Below are 18809 nucleotides of genomic sequence, written 5' to 3'. Positions count from 1 at the left end.
GACGCGTCGACGAAATCGTATCGCAGCGCCGATCGATTTGGGCAGCGCAGTGGGCCGTATCGGTCGGTCGCGGAGAGACGTCTCGTAGACGCCAACCGATTGTACACGACCGACCAGCACCGTGGCGTCCCATCACCGCAAACGGAGACGGACAGGGCCACAATCGAACCCGACGCCGGCGACGAGCCGTGCCTCTGACAGCAAACCGATCGTGTCGTCGTCCGGCGTCAGTGTCGCGGATGAACAGGCATCGATCGCTACGGGCCAGCGTGGTCCGGCGGTCCACCGCCGCTGTCGTCAGTTCCGGAACTGCCGTTCGGTCCGGCGTGATCCGGCGGACCCTGCTGGCTCTCCTCACCGTCGCCGTCGGTAGCGTTGCTCGACGGGCCTGCGTGGTCCGGTGGGCCCTGTTGGCCATCGGTTCCGTTGCTCGCGTTCGACTGGCCAGCATCGGCCGACGAATCACCAGGGTTGTTCGCGGTGACGAAGTCAGCGATGATCTGTCCGGGCGGCCCGTCGGTCTGGACGCTCTGTACGAACGCCGAGACTATCGAGCCAAACGGCTCGAACGACTCGTCGTCTTTGTCGTCCTCGTCGTCCTCGGCGGGCTCGAGAACGGTCTCCAGCGTGACGCTGTCGGCGGTCGTCGACGCGGTAATCGTGACCGTCACCGAGTTGTCGGGGTCGGGAAGGTCGACATCGCCGTCATCGTCGGTCGAGTAGTTACCCGTGCCCGCATACGTTCCATCGGCGGCCGATACCTCGACGGTCGCGTTCTCGACGGCGGTGCCGTTCGATGTCACCGTCACGACGCCGTCGTCGGATACCACGAGCGACAGCCCGTCGTCGTCCGGCTGGGCCGCGACCGCACCGGCAGGGGCGAGCGCGGCGAGTACCATCAGGATAGCCATCGTCACTGCGAGGGTGCTGTGCCTGAACATCCGGTCGAGACTTTCACGGATCCGTGAATAAACCCCCGCGGCAGTTTGTGACGGTTCGGTTCCAGTAAAACCATTCGAAAACCGTTCAGAGCGTTTATCGATCGTTTTGAGGATTTAAAAACCGTTCACACAACCTGATACGAATCGTTCGAAACGACGGTTCGCCCTCAGGATTCGGCTCGAGTGACCAGCGCCTCGGCCGCCTCGCCGGCTCGCTCCAGAACGGCATCCTCGTCGAGAGTCAGCACCTCGCGGTCGCGCATGAGCACCCGGCCGTCACAGACAGTGTGGCGAACGTCCGACGCGGCGGCTGCGTAGGTCAGGTGGCTGACGAGGTCGTGGGCCGGCGTGAGATGGGGCGCCTCGAGGTCGATGACGGCGAGGTCTCCGGGCGCGCCGGGCTCGAGGCGCCCCGTCTCGAACCCGATCGCGTTGGCGCTGGCGCTGGTGAGCAGTTCGACAACCGCTTCGGCGTCGACGGCGCTCGCGTCCTCGGCCGCGAGCTTGCCGAGCATGGCCGCGTCGCGGGCCTCGTCTAACATCGAGAGGTCGTTGTTCGAGGCCGCGCCGTCGGTGCCCAGCCCGACGGTGACGCCGGCATCGCGCAGGCGCTGGACGGGCGCCATTCCGCTGGCGAGTTTCATGTTCGAGGCTGGACAGTGGATCACGCTCGTCTCGGCCGCCGCGAGCAAGCCGATCTCGCTCTCGTCGACGTGGACGCCGTGGGCGATAAAGTCGCCGGCCTCGAGCATCCCCTTCTCGGCGGCGTAGACGAGCGGTCGGACGCCGTGTTCGTCGACGATCGGCGTCACTTCGTCACGGGTCTCGTTTGCGTGGTAGTGGATCGGGACGCCCAAATCGCGGGCTTTCGGGACGTATTCCTCGAGGTACTGGCCGTCGACGGTCGTCAGCGAGTGGGGCATGAAGGCGGTCCGGATCCGGCCGTCGGCCATCCCGTCCAGTTCCTTGGCGACCTGAAGGCCTTCGCGAGCGTCTTCGTGGACCGTCGCCTCGTCCTTGCCGACGGAGATCACACCGTGGCCGAGCCGAGCGCGCAGCCCCGCCTCCTCGACGACGTCCGCGATCGTCGGTACGAAGAAGTACATGTCCGCGAACGACGTCGTCCCGGATTTGATGAACTCGAGGACGCCGAGTTCGGTGCCGGCCCGGATCGTCTCGGCCGTGAGTTCGGCCTCGACGGGCCAGATATCTTCCTGCAGCCAGGCGTCGAGGGGCTTGTCGTCGGCGTAGCCCCGAAGCAGGCTCATCGCGACGTGCGTGTGGCCGTTGACGAACCCCGGCGTGACGAGCCCGCCCGTCGCATCGAGCGTTTCGTCGCCCGCGAGATCGGGGCCGATCTCGAGGATCTCGCCGCTGTCCTGATCGATCAGTACGTCCGCGCGCGTGACCGTCAAGTCGGGCTCGAGGACCTGCCCGCCGGCCACCGAAAGCGTCGTCATGACAGCGAATTTGCTACGATCGGCCTTATACTGTCGGATATGGTGCGGTCACTCGATTCGAAGGCAAACGGGAATAAGAGTGCTATGTGTGATCGAAGCAGTAGGTAATTGCAACGATCCAGATCAGGCGGTCTCAAACTCGAGGCTCCATCCACGGGGTGCGTCGATGTCGAACCAGAGTTGCCCTTCGAGTGTCATCTCCGTCTCGACGATATTCTGCCCGGACTCGCTTATGGTAAAAATCAACTCGTCTCGACCATGCCGTTCTTCAACTGCTCGTACCTGGACGGGATCATCGCCGTAAAACTCGCCGGTGACCGTGACCGGTTCCGCAACCTCCACTGCGCCAGTGATCGAGGACCCCTGCCCGGTAACCGTTGCCGGTGGAGTCGGCGGCTCTGGGTGTGGGTACTGGAGTGAGGCGACGTGGACCCGCCAGTGTGTGGGCGCGGACATAAGCAATCGCCACTCTCCGTCGCGGCCGACGATCGTCGACCCAGTGGTCGGCTCTATCTCGTTTACGACCAGCGTATTTCGATCCGCACCGCTATAGAGAATTCGGTGGTTGTCACTCGCGTCGGCCGTTTCCGGGTCACCGCCGACAGCAGCTTCACCCTCTAATGCTTCCTCGTCGAACTCGAATGAATCCGGACCGGTATCGAACTCGAGTGCATCTTCGATCACCTGCTCACCGAAGTCGTCCTCCTCGTATTCGGTTGGGTCGAATCCACCGTCCTCGAGTTCAAAGGCGTCTTCGAAATTCTCCAGCATGTCTTCCTTACCGCGGTTGTAATCGATATCCTCCTCACCGGCGAACTCGAAGATGATGCCCAGTAGACCACCGTACTTGATTTGCTCGGTAAGCATCATTCCGGCCCCATAGAAGGTGACCAGTTCGTTGTTACCCCAGGGCGAGGAGATCGAGTCGCTTCTGTAGGTATCGAGCCCGTCCGAGAACGATATCGTCTCCCGCAGAGTCACGAGGGTGTCAGGCTCTTGTTGCTCCCCGACGAGTTCGCTGGCGTCGTCGAGACAGCCGGCGAGAACGCCCACCGCGACCGGAGCCGTGTACCGCAAATACGCCCTCCGACTGGATCGCCATGAGTCCGGCATACACTCTCAATGTGAGTACACAAAAAAATACTTATTGCCCATCTTGGTCCGTCGCGAGAACGTCTCGAGATCGTATTTGGTATTCGAGATCGTGGTGTTGAACAGTACCGGGTACCAGACTGCCATCAGAATTTAAACCCTGTTGGAGCAAAATGGCGTAATGCCATATTGTCCGAACTGTGGGGAGCAAGTGCCAGCAAGCGATTCCTTTTGTTCATCGTGTGGTACCGCTCTCGAGGACGGTGGCGGAGACGGGAGAGGGCGGAACACGTCTCGAGAGGGACCAAAACAGAGTCGAATCACACTCAATCTCGGGGCCGGGAAAAATCGACACTACAATCTCGAGGCCATCTCGTATTTCGAGATTGTCGACACTCATCTCCGACGTAGTTTCAAACTGTTTCTTGCGATGCTATTACTCAGTGCAATCTTGTTCGGACTACTCGTTGGCGGCTTTCGGCTCGTCCTTCTCGTCTTCGTGATCCTTGGCGCCGTATGGCTCGTCCTCAGCCCGAGAAACGGTCTCTCGATCGGGACGCTCGGCGGTCGCGACGATTTGACGACCGACGACCCGGCTCGGCTTGAGTCGGAGTTCACCTCGAAGACACCGACCAATATCAGCATGAGCGGCTCGGTCAATACGTCGCTGTATGCAGTTAACTACACCTATCATTTCGTCAAAGCGAACGTCGTCAGCGTCGAACAGCGCGCCTCGCTGTACTCTCGGAAGGCAGTCGTCGGTGTTTCTCTCGGTGTCATCCTCTCCGCAATTGGGTTCGCACAAACCGTCGATGGCTCCGCACAAGCCGTCGGACTCGTCTATTTCGGTGGGCTGGTGCTACTTATCGGCGGTAGTTATCCAATACTCAAATTCCGGACACTGCTAAATCTGTTTGATAGCGTTCGCAGCGCCATTACTGTGACATTTCTGTTGACTTATTACAGCGGTATTCTGATCGGGGTCTCGCGGCTGCTCAGTGCCGAACAGGGGATTTCTCGAGCGTCCGCTATCAGTGATACGGCGTCACTCGTCTCGGGCTGGTTCGTACTCCTCGGGTTGTTGATGACGATTTATCTGTATGCCCTACCGCGAGAAGGATTGCTTGTCTCCCTTCCGAACGGTGAACGACTCAGTTTCCAGGTGACACCGGAGGATGCGAAACGAGCCGTCAACGAATTCCGCAAGCGTTGACACCCCCACGTGGCTGCACAGTAGTTGCTGACGTGGCCAGACGACGATCCTCGTCGCGGCCGGTCTCTCGAGACGAGCGAGCCAACGCAGGTGGCCGTGGGGCGTCGCCACTACTGTTTCCCGAACTCGAGTTCGGGCAGGACGTTCTCCCCAAACGCCTCGATGAACGCTTCCTGATTCGTCGTGACGTTGTGGACGAAGACGCGGTCGACCTCGAGCGCGAGGTCGGTCTCGAGCCACTCGACGTGGTCCTCGAGGCTACTCGAGACGCGGACGTTGGCCTCGACCTCGCCGTAGTCGACCGTTTCTCGAAGCTGATCGTACTGCTCGGGCGTCCGGAGTTCCTGGGTCACCGGCCCCGGAATGCAGTTGGTGCTCCACTGGTCGTGGGCCTCCTCGAGGGCGGCGTCTTCGTCGGCCTCGTAGGCGTGTTGAGCCTTGAGGTACACCGGTTTGTCGGGAGCGTGTTCCCGAAAGGCCTCGACGCGGGCGGCGTCGGCCTCGTGGTCGGGTGTCGCGATGGTGATCATCCCGTCGGCCCACTCAGCGAGCCAGGCGGCGGTGGCTTCCGAGAGCGCGGCGCCGATCAGCGGCGGGGGCGTCTCGGGGCGGGAGTAGAGTTGGGCCTGCTCGACGGTGACCCGTCCGTGATGGGTTACCTCCTCGCCGCTCCAGAGTCGCCGCATGACGTCGGCACACGCTTCGAGGCGGGCGTTTCGTTCGTCCTTGATCGGCCAGTCGGTGCCGGTGATCCCCTCGTTGAGCAACTGACCGCTGCCGACGGCGAGCCAGAAACGCTCGGGGTACATCTCCCGCAGCGTCGCGGCTCCCTGGGCGATGATCGCGGGGTGATAGCGATAGCCCGGCGCGTTGACGGTCCCGAAGGTCAGGTCGGTCGCTTCCAGCGCCGAGCCGAGCCAGGACCAGACCAGTCCCGACTCGCCCTGGTTCTCGCTCCAGGGGTGGAAGTGATCCGAGGCGAGCGCGTGATCGAAGCCCGCCTCGTCGGCGAGGCGGACGTACTCGAGGAGGTCACTCGGTGCGAACTGCTCGTGAGAGGCGTGGTAGCCAAGCTGTGTCATCGGTACTGACTCCGGTGGCGGCGATACGGTTGCAGACACCGACCCGATACTTCAACGCTGGGCGCGCGTGTGCCAGAGGTGCGGGCTTCTTCCCACGAGAGACCCGTCGAGTCGTTAGCAGCTTTCGTTCTGGTTGGTGGGATAGTTTCTGTCGTCGTAACTGCGTAGTTATGTTGGTTGAGAACGTGGTGACAACTAATGGGGATCACTTCACCTCGAGTCGACGATACGTTTTTCGAGGACGTGACGAGAGTCGTCTCCGAGTGTGTCCTCAGTTACGAAGACGATGGCGCGATTCTCTTTACGAACCGAGCCGCGGCGGAGCTGCTCGGCTACGGGCCCGGCGAATTGCTCGAGTCGTCGATCGACGACCTGGTGCCGGCCGATCAGCAGCCGACGTTCGTCCGCCTCCAACGGCGCGCAGTCGAAGAGACAGCAGTCACCACTGACGTTACGCTCGTTCGGGAAGACGACCGAGAGATACCCGTCGCGATCGCCATCACATAGACCACTCACGGCGACGAGTCGATGTCTGCGGCCCACCTCGAGTTCGTCGACGTGCTCGCAAAGACCGTGTGTGCCGCCCTCGATCGACTCGAGCACGAACAGTTGATTCGTTACACGGGCGCGATGGGATTAGAACCCACGACCATCGGATTAGAAGTCCGACGCTCTGTCCAGACTGAGCTACGCGCCCTCGAGTACGAGTGAACGACCGAACATTATAAGCGATGCGGGTTTCCGGACGGATCCTCGCCAGTCGTCGGTCTCTAGTACCAACTGCAACGATTTACACAGTGATCGCGCAGCCGTCGCGCGATCAGGTGTGCATTGCATTGCAGTGGCTACTATCGCTATCCGTGGAAACGGTACAGCGACGTGACGTAGGGAAGGCGGTTCGCGAGCCAAACGGCAACGGGTAGCCCGACGATCGTCACGGCCAGGAACGCAGCTAGGTTCGCCCAGAGGAAGCTCAGCCACCAGCCCACGAGCACGAAGTAGAGCGCCCGAACCACGAGCGAGTATTGTTCGCGGCCCAGGTTCGGGTCCGAGAGCGACCGCGGTGCAGCCAGCGTCAACACTGTCGGCACGAGGTTGACCAGTTTGATCCCGACCGGGGCCAGGATGACGGTCACGGTCAACGCCCACGCGAGGTTGACGACGATGGGCGTCAGCCACCAGCCGACGAGGACGAACCAGATCGCACGGACGAACAGGGACCGCTGTGTCATGGCCGTACTGGGGCTCGAGGTGGGGATAGGCCTTGTGGACCGCCACGGTCTGGCGGCTGTATCAGACCGTATCACAAATCCATGAATCGGAGGAAGAGACCGACAACCAGCAGGGCAAAGCCGATAGCAGCTCCGACCAGCGGCGGCAGGATCGGGATCGGGATCACGATCAGCAGGACAGCGACGACGAGGACTTTCGTGGAGAGGCGCATATCGAACGATCCACCTCGAGGACCAAAGTGGTGCAGGGGTGGTGTGGTCGAACAGGTCACTCCCCGCGTCTCAGGCGGCGTCGACGGTTCCGTCCGGACGAACGGTCACGACGGGAACGGGCGCCGTTCGAACGACTTTGTTCGTGACGCTGCCGACGACCATGCGTTCGAACCCGCTGCGGCCCGCGGTTCCCATGACGATCATGTCGGCATCGATCGCCTCGGCGTAGTCGGCGATCTCCTCGGCGGGAATCCCGGATCGAACCACGGCCTCGGCCTCGAGACCGGCCGCTTCGGCGTCGTCGACGAGGTCGTCGGCCCACTCGGCGGCGATTTCGGCGACGTCGTCTACGGTTTTCGGCGGGGGACCGCCGACCGACGAGAGGTGGGTGAGGTTCGTGTCTCCGACAGCCAACGCGTGGACGGTCGCATCCATTCGCTCCGCAATCTCGAATCCGTTTTTGGCTGCATTTTCGGCATATTCGCTCCCATCCGTCGGGATAACTATTTTGCTAGTCGTCATCTGTTTCCTACGATCTTTCTTTGTGTAACAATCGCATAGTCTTTGCCACTGGCGTATATTTTTCGGCTCGATTCACCACGTTGCGGTAGCTGCCACGCCGCGCGCGTCAGTCTCCGTTTTCCCACAGTATCGGTACCCGATACTCGGCGCGAGACACAGTCCTTAAGCGCCTCTCAGTGTTACCTCGAGTCGATGCACGTCATCGGAACGGTGGGGCTGCCCGGCAGCGGGAAGAGCGAGGCCGCCACCGTCGCGCGCGAGGAGGGACTGCCCGTGGTGACGATGGGCGACGTCGTCCGCCAGGAGACGACCGACCGCGGCCTCGATCCGGCGAAAGATCACGGGACGGTCGCCCAGGCGCTGCGCGAGGAAAACGGCCCGGCGGCGATCGCCGAGCGCTCGCTCCCGATGATCGAAGATCGCCTCGAGCGAACCGACGCCGTCCTGGTCGACGGCATCCGCTCGGATACCGAGGTCGATGTCTTCGAGGACCGGTTCGGCGAGGCGTTCACGCTGGTGAGCATCGAAGCGCCGTTCGAGGTTCGCGCCGAGCGAATCGACACTCGCGGCCGCGATGCCAGCACCGAAGACGGCGGCGAGGGACTTGCCGCCCGCGACGAGCGCGAACGCGGGTTCGGGATGGACGACGCGATGGATCGCGCCGACGTGGTCCTCGAGAACACCGACTCGCTCGAGGCCTTTCACGACCGCGTCCGGGCGATCGTCCGCGAGGACCGGGAGGTGTCCCAGCCGTGACCGACATCTATCGCGTCGACATCGAGATCACGGCCCCAGTCTACGACACCGAGGTGACGAGCCGGGTCGCCGACGCCGTCGCCAATATCTTCCCCAACGCCGACCTCGAGGAGTCCTTCGGCGAGATCCACGGGGAAGCCCACTCGATGGATCACGTCTCGGAGCTGCTACACCGCCAGGAGATCCTCGACACCGCCCGCGGCGAGTTCTTCTCGAATCGCGAGGGCGACACGTTCACCTTCGCGCTGAAAAAACAGGCGGCCTTCGAGGATCGGATCAACTTCTCGGTCGGCGAACCCGACGAACTCGGCGAGATCGCCGTCCGCGTTCGCGTCCTCGAGCCGACTCTCGAGGAATACGTCGACCACGTCGCGCCGCCGACCGAAGACGGCCGGCCGATCGACGATTGATCGTCGGTATCCGGAAGTAGACGCCCTGGTAAGACTCAAAATCGAATTTGAGCCATCGTGAGTACTTACTCCGGTGACAGCCAACGAGTAACTGCTATGGCAATAGTCCCTGCGTTCAAAGACGGCGTATCGGTCCTCCGATCGAATCCCGTAATACTGCTTGCTGGACTCCTCTTTGCGTTCGTCTCGCAAGTCGCAGCCGCCGGCGAGATCGTCGACTCCCTGGCCGTCGCCGGGGTCGGCGCGCTCGTCGCGTTCCTCCTCGGCCCGTTCTTCGTCGGCGGGCTGATCGGCATGGCGCTCGAGGCGCTCGAGGGATCGACGACATCGCTCGACCAACTCGTCCAGTCGGGGACGACGTTCTACGTCACGTTGCTGGCGGCGACGATCCTGTTTGCCGTGGTCACGTTCGGCATCGTCTTCGTGAGCATGATCGTAGTCGTCTTCGGTGCCGGTGCGGTCATCGCAGCGGTCGGTAGCGAAACGGGCGCAGTGGCCGGCATCGGAGTGGTACTGCTCGCGTTCCTCGCGATCATGCTGTTCATGTTTCTCGTCTACCTCTTCTTGCAGTTTTTCAACACGGCGATCGTCGTCGACGGGACGGGGGCGATCGAGGCGTTCTCCCACAGCCTCGGCCTCGTCCGTGCGAACCTCCTGAACGTCGTCGGCTACTCGCTGCTGTGGTTCGTGGTCTGGTCCGTCGCCTTCATGCCACTGGTCGGGCTCGAGCTCGTCCTCGTCGAACCGGGGCTCGTGGACGTAGACCAAACGATCGGACAGGCTCTCTCGCTACTGGCGGCCGCCGTCGTGACCGGAATCGGCTACGCGTACCTGTTCGCGGTCCACACGTCGTACTACACCCGTCTCGAAGCTACCGACGGTGAGTCCGGCGACAGCTCCGCGGCTACCCCAGCTACGGCTGCCTAACACGGATACGGTGGCCGGCTCACTGCCGTTCGAACCGGTGACGGACAACCTCACTGTCGTCGTCCCACTCGAAATTGTCGTGAGCCCGCTCGAGCAGTCGTCGATACCCCTCGAGATCGTCCATGCCTTCGGCCTGGGCGTCTTCGTCGGTCAGATCGCCGAGCGTCCGCTCGGTCACGTCGGTGAGTTCGAACGTCTCGCCGTCGATGTCGAAGGTGTCGCCCGCGTCGGCGTACTGGTGACCGCGGTGGATCTGTGTCACGTCGCCCGCGAGGGCCTGCTGTTGCATCCGTTCGTTCGGTAGCAACTCGCCGGGATCGAGTTCGCTCATGGGATGTCGTACGGGTGCGAGGGCGGAAGTCGTTTCCGCCTCCGATGGAAGGGAAGATTCTTCCGACTGCCCGCCGGAGTGAACGCCATGAGTCAATTTACGGTCACCGGCCGGTTCAAGAGCCGCGACGGGTTCGCGGACTTCGAGACGACGATCGACGCCGAAAACGAAAACGTCGCCCGCGAACACGCCCTTTCCCAACTCGGCAGCCAGCACGGGCTCAAGCGAACGGAGATCGACCTCGAGGAGGTCTCCGCACAATGAGCCAGCAGCAACTGCAGCAGCTCTCCCAGGAACTGCAGGAACTCGAACAACAGATCGAAGCCCTCGAAGCCGAAGTCGAAGAGGTTAGACAGGAGAAAGACGAGGTCGACGAGGCCATCGAGGCGCTCGAGACGCTCGAATCGGGCTCGACCGTGCAGGTCCCACTCGGCGGCGGCGCGTACCTCCGGGCGACGATCGAAGACATCGACGAAGCGATCGTCGAACTCGGCGCCGACTACGCTGCCGAGTTCGAGCAGGACGGCGCCGTCACCGCCCTCGACAACAAGAAGGACAACCTCGACGACCGCATCGACGAACTCACCGACGAGATCGACGACCTCGAGTCCGAGAGCTCGGAGCTCGAACAGCAGGCTCAACAGCTCCAACAGCAGGCGATGCAACAGCAGATGCAGGGCATGGGCCAGGGCCCCGACGAATAAGCCGGGGCGCTACCGATAGCCATGTTTGACAACCTAAAAGAAAAACTCGGAAGCTTCCGCAAAGACGCCGAAGAAGCCGCCGACGCGAAGGTCGAAGATGTCGACGAGGACGACGACCTCGAGGCGGCTGCGGAAACCGATCTCGCCGACGACGCGGCCGCTACCGACGCGACGAGCGACGCGGCGACGGCGGGTACCGAACCATCGACGGCAGACACTGACGTGTCGGCCGAGCCGTCGGAGACGGACTCGCCAGCCGCCGGTCAATCCCCGGCGGACTCGGCGACGACACTCGAGTCCGCTGACGACGCGGCCGAGACGGATGTCGACGACGCGGTCGAGAGCGACGCCGAGGCCGACGACGACGCCCAGGCGGATGCTGAGGACGGCAACTCGACCGGGTTCGGCCGCAAGGCCAAATCCCTCGTCAAAGGGAAGTTCGTCATCGAAGAAGAGGATCTCGAGGGGCCGCTGCACGAACTCGAGATGGCGCTGCTCTCGAGTGACGTGGAGATGGGTGTCGCCGAAGAGATCCTCGAGAACATCCGCGAGGAGTTAGTCGGCGAGACGCGGACGTTTACGACCTCGACGGGCGCGGTCGTCGAGGAAGCGCTGCGGGACGCAATCTACGACGTGATCAGCGTCGGCCAGTTCGACTTCGACGAGCGCATCGCGATCGAGGACAAGCCGGTCACGATCGTCTTTACCGGCGTCAACGGCGTCGGCAAGACCACCTCGATCGCCAAGCTGAGTCGCTACTTCGAAGAGCGTGGCTACTCGACGGTGATGGCAAACGGCGACACCTATCGGGCGGGTGCCAACGAGCAGATCCAGGAACACGCGGACACGCTGGACACGAAACTCATCACCCACGAACAGGGTGGCGACCCCGCTGCCGTCCTCTACGACGCCGTCGAGTACGCCGAAGCCAACGACGTCGACGTCGTCCTCGGGGATACTGCCGGACGGCTCCACACCGACGAGGGGCTGATGGACCAACTCGAGAAGATCGATCGGGTCGTCGATCCCGACATGACCCTGTTTGTCGACGAGGCCGTCGCCGGCCAGGACGCGGTCAACCGCGCCCGCGAATTCGACGACGCCGCCGAGATCGACGGCGCGATCCTGACGAAAGCCGACGCCGACTCCAACGGCGGGGCGGCGATCTCGGTCGCCCACGTCACCGGGAAGCCGATCCTGTTCCTCGGCGTCGGCCAGGGCTACGACGACGTCGAGCGGTTCGATCCCGACGAGATGGTGGATCGGCTGCTCGAGGACGAGTAGGCCACGGCCATCCGTTCCGACCAGCGATGGAACGCGGACAGGCGTTGCGTCTGCCCGTGGTAGCTTCTTGATCCCCGTCGTCGAAGCGACGACCGTGAACCGAGAGACAATTCTGGTCGTCGGCGCGACCGGAACCCAAGGCGGCGCAGTCGCCAGACACCTCCTCGAGCGCGACGTCCAGGTACTGGCCCTGACCCGAAATACGACGAAACACGAGTCCCACCAGCTGGTCGAACAGGGTGGGACCCTCGTCGAGGGGAACATCGCGGAGCGAAACACGATCGAACCGCTGCTCGAGGACGCCGACGGCGTCTTCCTGGTGACGAACTTCTGGGAACACGGCTACGACGACGAGGTCGAGCAGGGAACGAACGTCGTCGAACTCGCGGCCGAGGGTGGTATCGACCACCTCGTCTTCTCCTCGGTCGGCGGCGCGGAGCGCAACACCGGCATCTCCCATTTCGAGTCGAAGTGGGAGATCGAACAGCGTCTCGCCGACCTCGAGTTGCCGACGACCGTCGTTCGGCCGGTCTTTTTCGCACAGAACCTCGAGGGCTTTCGCGACTCGATCGAAGACGGGACGCTCGCGATGGGCCTCGAGCCCCGCTCGCCGCTGCAGATCCTCGACATCGAGGATTTGGGAGCGTTCGTCGCCGAAGTGTTCGCCAACCCGGACCGCTACCTCAGCGAGGCCTACGAACTCGCGAGCGACGAACTCCCCCTCCGGGCGATGGCCGCTAGATTCGCGGACGAACTCGGGATCGACGTTCGTGCCCAGCACCTGTCGATCGACGAGGTCGAGTCGAGTCAGGGCGAGGAGTTCGCCGACATGTTCGCCTGGTTCAACGAGCACGGCTACGACTCCCCTATCGACGACCTCCGAGCCGATCACGACGTCCCGTTCAACCGCTTCGAGACCTACCTCGAGCGAGCGTGGTAGCTCGTGACTGATACGGTTTACCGGTGCAACCGTAGGACGGGACGGATTGTACCGGAAACGACTTACAGTAAACCGTATGAAGCTACGACGAATCGGTCGCTCAGTGCCCAGAACGTCAGCTGATCGACCTATCACAACGAGTCACAGGGCACCCCATCGGAGATACTTGCCGAGACCGATGACGATCGTACGACGGCCGGTTCAGAAACCGCTGCGTTCGAACGTGTTCGGACCGATCGCCAGTTTCCCGCGTGAGATCGAGCGATAGTCGAGGCAATACTAACCGGATAAAGGGACCGTCGTCAGCTTTCGCCACATTACGGAGAGGTATACTTGTGGGGTGTTTGTATCCGCTAAACAATGGGCTTTGAAGGCAGTTCTACGGATCGATCCCCGAACCGAGACCTCGAGCCACGGTGGTCTCGATGAACACGACCGAACAGTACAAACAGAACAAACACCCCCTCGACGTGATCGACGACGTGTACGAGTACGCCGAGGGTGGGCTCTCTTTCGAGGAGATCGAGGAGCGCGCCGGGGGCGGCGAGTGGGAACGGCTGAAGTGGGCCGGTATGTACGCCCAGAAACAGGAGGGCTACTTCATGATCCGGACCAAGGTGCCGGGCGGGAAGCTCACGCCCGAACAGGCCGAGGTTATCGGCGAGGTCACCGACGACCTGGCCGTCGCTCCCGAGGAGTACGGCGGCACGGAACAGAACGAACTCTGGGGCGACGCCTATCTCGACATCACGACCCGCCAGGACATTCAGAAACACTGGATTCGCGTCGAAGACGTTCCCGAGATGTGGGAGCGCTACGACGAGGTCGGCCTGACGACGGTCCAGGGGTGTGGTGACTCCGCCCGGAACGTTCTCGGTTGCCCCGCAGCCGGCATCAGCGACCACGAGTGTTTCAACGCCCAGCCGGTCATCGAAGCCGTCTCCGACTACTTCACCGGCAATCGCGAGTACGCAAACCTCCCGCGGAAGTTCAAGATGACCATCACGGGCTGTGCCCACGACTGCGCCCAGTCCCAGATCAACGACGTTGGCCTCGTCCCAGCGAAAAAAGAAATCGAGGGGGAGTACTACTACGGCTTCCACGCCCGCGTCGGCGGCGGCCTCTCAGACGGTCCGCGAATGGCCTCCGAACTCGACGTCTTCATCCCGCCGGAAGACGCCGTCGAGTTCTGTCGCGCCGTCGCCCAGACGTTCAAGGAGATCGGCGACCGCAACAACCGCGGCGTCTGTCGCATGCGCTATCTCGTCGAACAGCTCGGCCCCGAGAAGTTCGAGGAGGCGATCCGCGACCGCCTGACGATCGAACTCCCGACCGGCGGCGAGAACCTGACCGTCGGCTACCAGGGCGACCACGTCGGCGTCCACGAGCAGAAACAGGACGGCCTCAACTACGTCGGCTTCAACGTCATCGCCGGTCGCATGGGCGGCGACGAGTTCGCCGCGGCCGCCCGCGCCGCCAAGCAGTACGGCACCGAGGACGCCTCCGTCCGCTTGGCGACCGACCAGAACTTCCTCGTCACCCACATTCCCGACGAGAACCTCGAGGATCTGCTCGCCGAACCGTTCGCCCAGGAGTACCAGCCCGATCCGGGCGCATTCTCCCGGGGCGCCGTCGGCTGTACGGGCAACGAGTTCTGTAACTACGCGATCATCGAGACGAAAAAGCGGACCAAGCGCTGGGCTCGCGAACTCGACGAGCGCATTGATGTCCCCGACGATATCGAGGCAATCCGGATGCACATGTCCGGCTGCTCGGCCTCGTGTGCCCAGCCCCAGATCGCCGACATCGGCTTCCGGGGCGAGACCGTCAAGCTGTCCGAAGACGAGGCACCCGACCACATCGACGCACCGAACGAGGAAGGCGAGGATCTCGTCGAAGGGATGGACTTCGGCCTTGGCGGCTCGCTCGGGGCGGACAACGAGTTCCTCGATTGGATCGAAAGCGCCGTCCCGGCCCACGCCGTGATCCCCGCACTCGAGCAACTCTTCGACGCCTACGCCGACGACCGTCACGACGGCGAACGCTTCTACGCGTGGTGTCGCCGCGTCGACAACGAGCGGCTACGAACGATTATGCAAGGTGCCGAAGCTCCCGTCGCCGGAGGTGTTGCCCATGGGGACTGACGGCAAGGACGAGCGCGTCTTCCCCGGTGTCCCCGAGTCGAACACGGATGACGATGCGGCCGTGATGGTCCCCGAGGGTGCTGGTGCGCAGTCTCGAGACGAGACGAACCACGGCCGCGAGGGCGCCATCGAGACCAACGGCGGTAACGCGGAGGACGACAGCTGCTCGCCCAATACCTGCACCTGCGGCGAAAAGACGGCCGAACCGGCCGCGTCCGCAGGCTTGGCCGACACCGACGACAAGCGCGTCGCCACCGGCGGTGGTGAGGGAACCGACGGTGAGCGCGAGCAAAGCAAGCGCGATCCAGAGTGGGACGCAGAACGTTCCGATGGAGGTTCGCGATCCTCGTCGACGCTTCGTGCCGACGGTGCGGGCGTCGCCAACGTCGACGAGACCGGCGACCTCGGCGACCTCGAGTTCACCGAGCCCGCTGAAGACGTCAGTCAGGATGTCTACGACGACGCACCCGATACGCGCGTCGGGATTCCGGATGGTGTCGACCTCGACACCCCCGAGTACTCGATTCGGTCGCAGATGAACGACATCGAGACGCCGGACGAGAAGACCTGGTTCATGGAACTCGACGAGGCGGTCATCGACGACGGCCGCTGTATCCAGTGTGGGACCTGCGTCGCCGCCTGTCCGTCCGACTCGATCGGCATCGGCGACGACGGCGAGCCGGAACTCGTCAAGATGTGTACCGGCTGTTCGCTCTGTTGGGACTTCTGTCCCCGGGGCGGCCTGCGCTACGAGCGCCAGTGGAAGATCACCGGCGGCGAGGACAACGTCAAGGGTGCTGGCGACCCGATCACGGAGTTCTCCGCGAAGGTCGACGACGACTGGACTGACCAGGCCCAGGACGGCGGCGTCGTCACCGGTATCCTCTCGACGCTGCTCGAGGAGGGCAAGATCGACGGCGCGCTCGTCGCGACCGAGAGCGACGAACAAGAGTGGAAAGCCGAGAGCTACCTCGCGACGACGACCGAGGAACTCATCGAAAACGCCGGCACCGTCTACAACCAGACGATGGCGCTCGGCAACCTCGACCTCGGGCAGTGGGAGCACAAGCTTCCGGACAAGTCCTGGGACGAACTCAGTATCGCAATCGTCGGCACGCCGTGTGAGATCGAGGGCATCCGCGCGCTCCAGGATTTCGACTGGGACTATCAGGCCCAGAACGAGGGCATCCAGGCCGTCGAGTACACGATCGCGCTGATGTGTACGAAGAACTTCAACTACCACAGCCTCATGGGCGAGCAACTGGAGGAACAGCGCGGCATATCGCCGTCCGAAATCGGCAAGATGGATGTCCTCAACGGGAAGATGATGGTCTACGATCACGACGGCGAGATGATCGTCGAGGAAGACATCGAGAACTTCCACGACGCCGCCTTGAAAGGCTGTGACGAGTGTGCCGACTTCACCGGCTTCTGTTCGGACATCACCGTCGGCTCCGTCGGCTCTTCCGACGAGTATTCGAGCGTCATCCTCCGGACTGAGACGGGCGTCGACGCCTGGGAACTCACCGAGCCGAAACTCGATTACCACGATCTCGAGGATAAGTCCGCGATCGGTAAGCTTCAGGGCTGGGACAAGAAGAAGGCCTTCGAAAGTCTCGAGCGACCGTTCGAGCCGGACGCGCCGCGATTCATCGAGTACACCGACCACGCCGAGAACTACGGGACGGCGCTGAACCCCCACGATCAGGGTCACTAAGCCCTTTTCGGCGGCTGATACGGATTACTGTACCGAGTTACCGGCACACCCCCGCCCGGGTCGCGGCTGGGCCGGAAATAACGTACAGTACACCGTATGAATCCGCTCGATCCCCCACTCGAGACACGACCCCCCGGCCATCGTTTCTTTAAGTGCTTCTGGTCACAAAGTAGAGCTATGACGGGGAGTCACTCTCGGTGGTGTTCTGGAGTCGCAGTCGTTCCGAACTGTCACAGCCATCCCGAGTTGATCGTTTGTCCATCGACGACGCGAGGTAGCACTGTCGAGTGATCGTTCCGGCAGTTTTTACCAGCCACTCGTACAGAGATACCTTTTTATCACCCCTCTCACTGTGATCAGGTATCGTGAAGAACGCTATCAATCGGCGGTCGCTGCTGGCGGGGATGGGTACAGCGGCTACAGCCGGCGTCGCCGGCTGTCTCAGCAGTGACGACGTCGAACCGGATGCGAGAGTGGGCGTCCTGCAGTCGATCACCGGCGATCTGAGTTCGGTCGGCGGTCCGATTCGGGACGGCGCAATCTTGCCCCAGGCGCAACTACAGGACGCGGGCGCCGAGTTCGAACTCGACGTACGGGTCGAGGACACGGAGACAGATCCCGAGGCAGGGATCACCGCGGCCGGATCGCTGGTCGACGCGGGTTATCCGGCGATCAACGGCGCACTCTCCTCGGGCGTGACGATCGCCGTCGCGGAGGACGTCCTCTTTCCGAACGACGTCGTCGGCATCTCGCCGGCCAGCACGACCCCGTCGATTACCGAGATGGACGGCGACTATCTGCTTCGAACCTGTCCGAGCGACGCCTGGCAGGGCGAGGTAATGGCCGAAATCGCCGTCGAAGAGCGCGGCGTCGACACCATCTCGACGCTCTATCTCAACGACGACTACGGGCAAGGACTGGCCGACACGTTCGTCGAGAGTTTCGAGGACCTGGGCGGCGAGATCTACGACGAACTCGCGTTCGAGTCCGAGCAGCCGTCCTACGACTCCGAACTCGAGACGGCACTGGCCAGCGAGCCGGAGATGCTGCTCGTCGTCGGCTATCCCGACAGCGGTGAACAGATCTTTCGGGACTTCTACTCGGAGTTCGACGACGGCACGGAGATCCTCGTTCCCGACGGCCTCATCGATAACGACCTGCCGGGTGCCGTCGACAACCCGCTCGAGAACGTCGTCGGCACGGCTCCCTCCGGCGCTGGGCCGGGTCACGACACGTTTACCGACCTGTACGAGGCCGAGTACGACAGTTCACCGAGCGTCTTCAACGCCGAAGCCTACGACGCGACGGCAGTGCTCTTGCTCGCAAACGTCGCGGCCGACGAGTTGACCGGCTCCGCGGTGAGCGACCAGATTCGCGAAGTCGCAAACCCCGACGGCGAGGTCGTGACGCCCGACACGCTCAAGGAGGGCCTCGAGATGGCTGCCGCCGGTGAATCCGTCCAGTATCAGGGCGCCTCCGGCGACATCGTTTTCGACGAGAACGGCGACCTCGAGGCCGTCGTCTACGACATCTACGAGTACGACATGGACGGCTACACGGTCGTCGACGGCTACGAGTTCTAAAGCACCCCCGATCGCCGCGTTCCTTTAAGTGCTTCTGGTCACAAGGTAGAGCTATGACGGGAGACCGCTGGTCGTCACGTTTTCGGGAGTAGTACTCTTCTATCGAGTAGCCTGTCTTTCACCGACGCCGTACTGTCACCGAAACCTGTTACTCAAGGAAAATATTTATGCTCGAGTCGACTCTCTTTCTGTATGGCCGTACCAATTCGCAATACAATTCCGTTCCTCCTCGTGATCGCCGTCGTAATCGGTGGCGTG

Annotated in this window: 20 protein-coding genes, 1 tRNA gene and 1 pseudogene; 13 read left to right on the top strand and 9 right to left on the bottom strand. The window is 62.7% G+C overall.

The genetic code is table 11. The annotated features are described in order from the left end of the window. Window positions 1–257: 257 nt before the first annotated feature. From D8Y22_RS00280 to D8Y22_RS00270, 3 genes are all read right to left on the bottom strand, one after another. On the bottom strand, window positions 258–941 hold the full coding sequence (locus tag D8Y22_RS00280) for a hypothetical protein (protein ID WP_141462564.1): 684 nt from the start codon (window positions 939–941) through the stop codon (window positions 258–260). 167 nt (window positions 942–1108) lie between these two features. Beyond that, window positions 1109–2401: an amidohydrolase gene (locus D8Y22_RS00275; protein ID WP_141462563.1), complete on the bottom strand. Its 1293-nt coding sequence runs from the start codon at window positions 2399–2401 to the stop codon at window positions 1109–1111. Between the two features lie 123 nt (window positions 2402–2524). After that, window positions 2525–3478, bottom strand: a complete 954-nt coding sequence (locus tag D8Y22_RS00270) for a hypothetical protein (RefSeq protein WP_141462562.1) — start codon at window positions 3476–3478, stop codon at window positions 2525–2527. Window positions 3479–3674: 196 nt separating this feature from the next. Between D8Y22_RS00270 and D8Y22_RS23265 the strand changes: the two are divergent. Both D8Y22_RS23265 and D8Y22_RS00265 read left to right on the top strand, forming a co-directional pair. After that, window positions 3675–3743, top strand: a pseudogene (locus D8Y22_RS23265) (zinc-ribbon domain-containing protein); the annotation flags it as partial. A 180-nt stretch (window positions 3744–3923) separates the two neighbouring features. Then, entirely contained in the window at window positions 3924–4706 is a 783-nt protein-coding gene (locus tag D8Y22_RS00265; protein WP_246084317.1) for a hypothetical protein, read from the top strand. Between the two features lie 110 nt (window positions 4707–4816). Here the strand turns inward: D8Y22_RS00265 and D8Y22_RS00260 are convergent, their stop codons facing one another. After that, on the bottom strand, window positions 4817–5788 hold the full coding sequence (locus D8Y22_RS00260) for a TIGR03885 family FMN-dependent LLM class oxidoreductase (RefSeq protein ID WP_141462560.1): 972 nt from the start codon (window positions 5786–5788) through the stop codon (window positions 4817–4819). 198 nt (window positions 5789–5986) lie between these two features. Here D8Y22_RS00260 and D8Y22_RS00255 point away from each other — a divergent pair, with 198 nt between their 5' ends. Then, window positions 5987–6295: a PAS domain-containing protein gene (locus D8Y22_RS00255; protein WP_141462559.1), complete on the top strand. Its 309-nt coding sequence runs from the start codon at window positions 5987–5989 to the stop codon at window positions 6293–6295. A 115-nt stretch (window positions 6296–6410) separates the two neighbouring features. Here the strand turns inward: D8Y22_RS00255 and D8Y22_RS00250 are convergent. The 4 genes from D8Y22_RS00250 to D8Y22_RS00240 form a co-directional block, all read right to left on the bottom strand. After that, a tRNA-Arg gene (locus D8Y22_RS00250) sits at window positions 6411–6485 on the bottom strand. Window positions 6486–6642: 157 nt separating this feature from the next. Continuing rightward, window positions 6643–7020 (bottom strand): YccF domain-containing protein, encoded by a 378-nt coding sequence (locus tag D8Y22_RS00245; protein WP_141462558.1) that lies wholly within the window; start codon window positions 7018–7020, stop codon window positions 6643–6645. Between the two features lie 71 nt (window positions 7021–7091). Further along, on the bottom strand, window positions 7092–7232 hold the full coding sequence (locus D8Y22_RS22105; RefSeq protein WP_174811707.1) for a hypothetical protein: 141 nt from the start codon (window positions 7230–7232) through the stop codon (window positions 7092–7094). 70 nt (window positions 7233–7302) lie between these two features. Continuing rightward, window positions 7303–7755 (bottom strand): universal stress protein, encoded by a 453-nt coding sequence (locus D8Y22_RS00240; RefSeq protein WP_246084316.1) that lies wholly within the window; start codon window positions 7753–7755, stop codon window positions 7303–7305. A 192-nt stretch (window positions 7756–7947) separates the two neighbouring features. On the opposite strand from D8Y22_RS00240, the gene D8Y22_RS00235 reads away from it, so the two are divergent. From D8Y22_RS00235 to D8Y22_RS00225, 3 genes are all read left to right on the top strand, one after another. Next, complete coding sequence (locus tag D8Y22_RS00235; RefSeq protein ID WP_141462557.1) at window positions 7948–8511, top strand: AAA family ATPase; 564 nt, start codon at window positions 7948–7950, stop codon at window positions 8509–8511. Further along, complete coding sequence (locus D8Y22_RS00230; RefSeq protein ID WP_141462556.1) at window positions 8508–8921, top strand: RNA-binding domain-containing protein; 414 nt, start codon at window positions 8508–8510, stop codon at window positions 8919–8921. The genes D8Y22_RS00235 and D8Y22_RS00230 overlap by 4 nt, the downstream gene beginning before the upstream one ends. Before the next feature lie 96 nt (window positions 8922–9017). Beyond that, window positions 9018–9848, top strand: a complete 831-nt coding sequence (locus tag D8Y22_RS00225; RefSeq protein WP_141462555.1) for a DUF7847 domain-containing protein — start codon at window positions 9018–9020, stop codon at window positions 9846–9848. Window positions 9849–9867: 19 nt separating this feature from the next. Here the strand turns inward: D8Y22_RS00225 and D8Y22_RS00220 are convergent, their stop codons facing one another. Continuing rightward, window positions 9868–10179, bottom strand: coding sequence for an ASCH domain-containing protein (locus D8Y22_RS00220; protein ID WP_141462554.1), 312 nt, complete (start codon window positions 10177–10179; stop codon window positions 9868–9870). An 87-nt stretch (window positions 10180–10266) separates the two neighbouring features. On the opposite strand from D8Y22_RS00220, the gene rpl18a reads away from it, so the two are divergent. The 7 genes from rpl18a to D8Y22_RS00185 all read left to right on the top strand — a co-directional run bounded on the left by rpl18a (window position 10267) and on the right by D8Y22_RS00185 (window position 18551). Further along, complete coding sequence (gene rpl18a, locus D8Y22_RS00215; protein WP_141462553.1) at window positions 10267–10443, top strand: 50S ribosomal protein L18Ae; 177 nt, start codon at window positions 10267–10269, stop codon at window positions 10441–10443. Continuing rightward, window positions 10440–10883, top strand: a complete 444-nt coding sequence (gene pfdA, locus D8Y22_RS00210; protein ID WP_141462552.1) for a prefoldin subunit alpha — start codon at window positions 10440–10442, stop codon at window positions 10881–10883. Before rpl18a ends, pfdA begins: the two co-directional genes overlap by 4 nt. A 21-nt stretch (window positions 10884–10904) precedes the next feature. After that, complete coding sequence (gene ftsY, locus D8Y22_RS00205) at window positions 10905–12167, top strand: signal recognition particle-docking protein FtsY (RefSeq protein ID WP_141462551.1); 1263 nt, start codon at window positions 10905–10907, stop codon at window positions 12165–12167. Window positions 12168–12261: 94 nt separating this feature from the next. Beyond that, on the top strand, window positions 12262–13107 hold the full coding sequence (locus D8Y22_RS00200) for an NmrA/HSCARG family protein (RefSeq protein WP_174811706.1): 846 nt from the start codon (window positions 12262–12264) through the stop codon (window positions 13105–13107). 425 nt (window positions 13108–13532) lie between these two features. After that, complete coding sequence (locus D8Y22_RS00195) at window positions 13533–15251, top strand: nitrite/sulfite reductase (protein ID WP_141462549.1); 1719 nt, start codon at window positions 13533–13535, stop codon at window positions 15249–15251. Next, on the top strand, window positions 15241–16968 hold the full coding sequence (locus tag D8Y22_RS00190; protein ID WP_141462548.1) for a Coenzyme F420 hydrogenase/dehydrogenase, beta subunit C-terminal domain: 1728 nt from the start codon (window positions 15241–15243) through the stop codon (window positions 16966–16968). The genes D8Y22_RS00195 and D8Y22_RS00190 overlap by 11 nt, the downstream gene beginning before the upstream one ends. A gap of 365 nt (window positions 16969–17333) precedes the next feature. After that, the gene (locus tag D8Y22_RS00185) at window positions 17334–18551 is read left to right on the top strand and encodes an ABC transporter substrate-binding protein (RefSeq protein ID WP_141462547.1); all 1218 of its coding nucleotides are present in this window, start codon (window positions 17334–17336) and stop codon (window positions 18549–18551) included. Window positions 18552–18809 lie beyond the last annotated feature (258 nt).

Origin of the sequence: Salinadaptatus halalkaliphilus (assembly GCF_006543045.1) — an archaeon.
In the GTDB taxonomy this organism is placed as follows: domain Archaea; phylum Halobacteriota; class Halobacteria; order Halobacteriales; family Natrialbaceae; genus Salinadaptatus; species Salinadaptatus halalkaliphilus.
This window is presented reverse-complemented; position numbering and strand designations above follow the sequence as displayed.

Excerpts from the sequence above, each read along its gene's own strand:
- D8Y22_RS00280 (WP_141462564.1), bottom strand. The coding sequence starts at position 941 with ATGTTCAGGCACAGCACCCTCGCAGTGACGATGGCTATCCTGATGGTA.
- D8Y22_RS00275 (WP_141462563.1), bottom strand. The coding sequence starts at position 2,401 with ATGACGACGCTTTCGGTGGCCGGCGGGCAGGTCCTCGAGCCCGACTTG.
- D8Y22_RS00265 (WP_246084317.1), top strand. The coding sequence starts at position 3,924 with ATGCTATTACTCAGTGCAATCTTGTTCGGACTACTCGTTGGCGGCTTT.
- D8Y22_RS00260 (WP_141462560.1), bottom strand. The coding sequence starts at position 5,788 with ATGACACAGCTTGGCTACCACGCCTCTCACGAGCAGTTCGCACCGAGT.
- D8Y22_RS00255 (WP_141462559.1), top strand. The coding sequence starts at position 5,987 with ATGGGGATCACTTCACCTCGAGTCGACGATACGTTTTTCGAGGACGTG.
- D8Y22_RS00245 (WP_141462558.1), bottom strand. The coding sequence starts at position 7,020 with ATGACACAGCGGTCCCTGTTCGTCCGTGCGATCTGGTTCGTCCTCGTC.
- D8Y22_RS22105 (WP_174811707.1), bottom strand. The coding sequence starts at position 7,232 with ATGCGCCTCTCCACGAAAGTCCTCGTCGTCGCTGTCCTGCTGATCGTG.
- D8Y22_RS00240 (WP_246084316.1), bottom strand. The coding sequence starts at position 7,755 with ATGACGACTAGCAAAATAGTTATCCCGACGGATGGGAGCGAATATGCC.
- D8Y22_RS00235 (WP_141462557.1), top strand. The coding sequence starts at position 7,948 with ATGCACGTCATCGGAACGGTGGGGCTGCCCGGCAGCGGGAAGAGCGAG.
- D8Y22_RS00225 (WP_141462555.1), top strand. The coding sequence starts at position 9,018 with ATGGCAATAGTCCCTGCGTTCAAAGACGGCGTATCGGTCCTCCGATCG.
- D8Y22_RS00220 (WP_141462554.1), bottom strand. The coding sequence starts at position 10,179 with ATGAGCGAACTCGATCCCGGCGAGTTGCTACCGAACGAACGGATGCAA.
- rpl18a (WP_141462553.1), top strand. The coding sequence starts at position 10,267 with ATGAGTCAATTTACGGTCACCGGCCGGTTCAAGAGCCGCGACGGGTTC.
- pfdA (WP_141462552.1), top strand. The coding sequence starts at position 10,440 with ATGAGCCAGCAGCAACTGCAGCAGCTCTCCCAGGAACTGCAGGAACTC.
- ftsY (WP_141462551.1), top strand. The coding sequence starts at position 10,905 with ATGTTTGACAACCTAAAAGAAAAACTCGGAAGCTTCCGCAAAGACGCC.
- D8Y22_RS00195 (WP_141462549.1), top strand. The coding sequence starts at position 13,533 with ATGAACACGACCGAACAGTACAAACAGAACAAACACCCCCTCGACGTG.
- D8Y22_RS00190 (WP_141462548.1), top strand. The coding sequence starts at position 15,241 with ATGGGGACTGACGGCAAGGACGAGCGCGTCTTCCCCGGTGTCCCCGAG.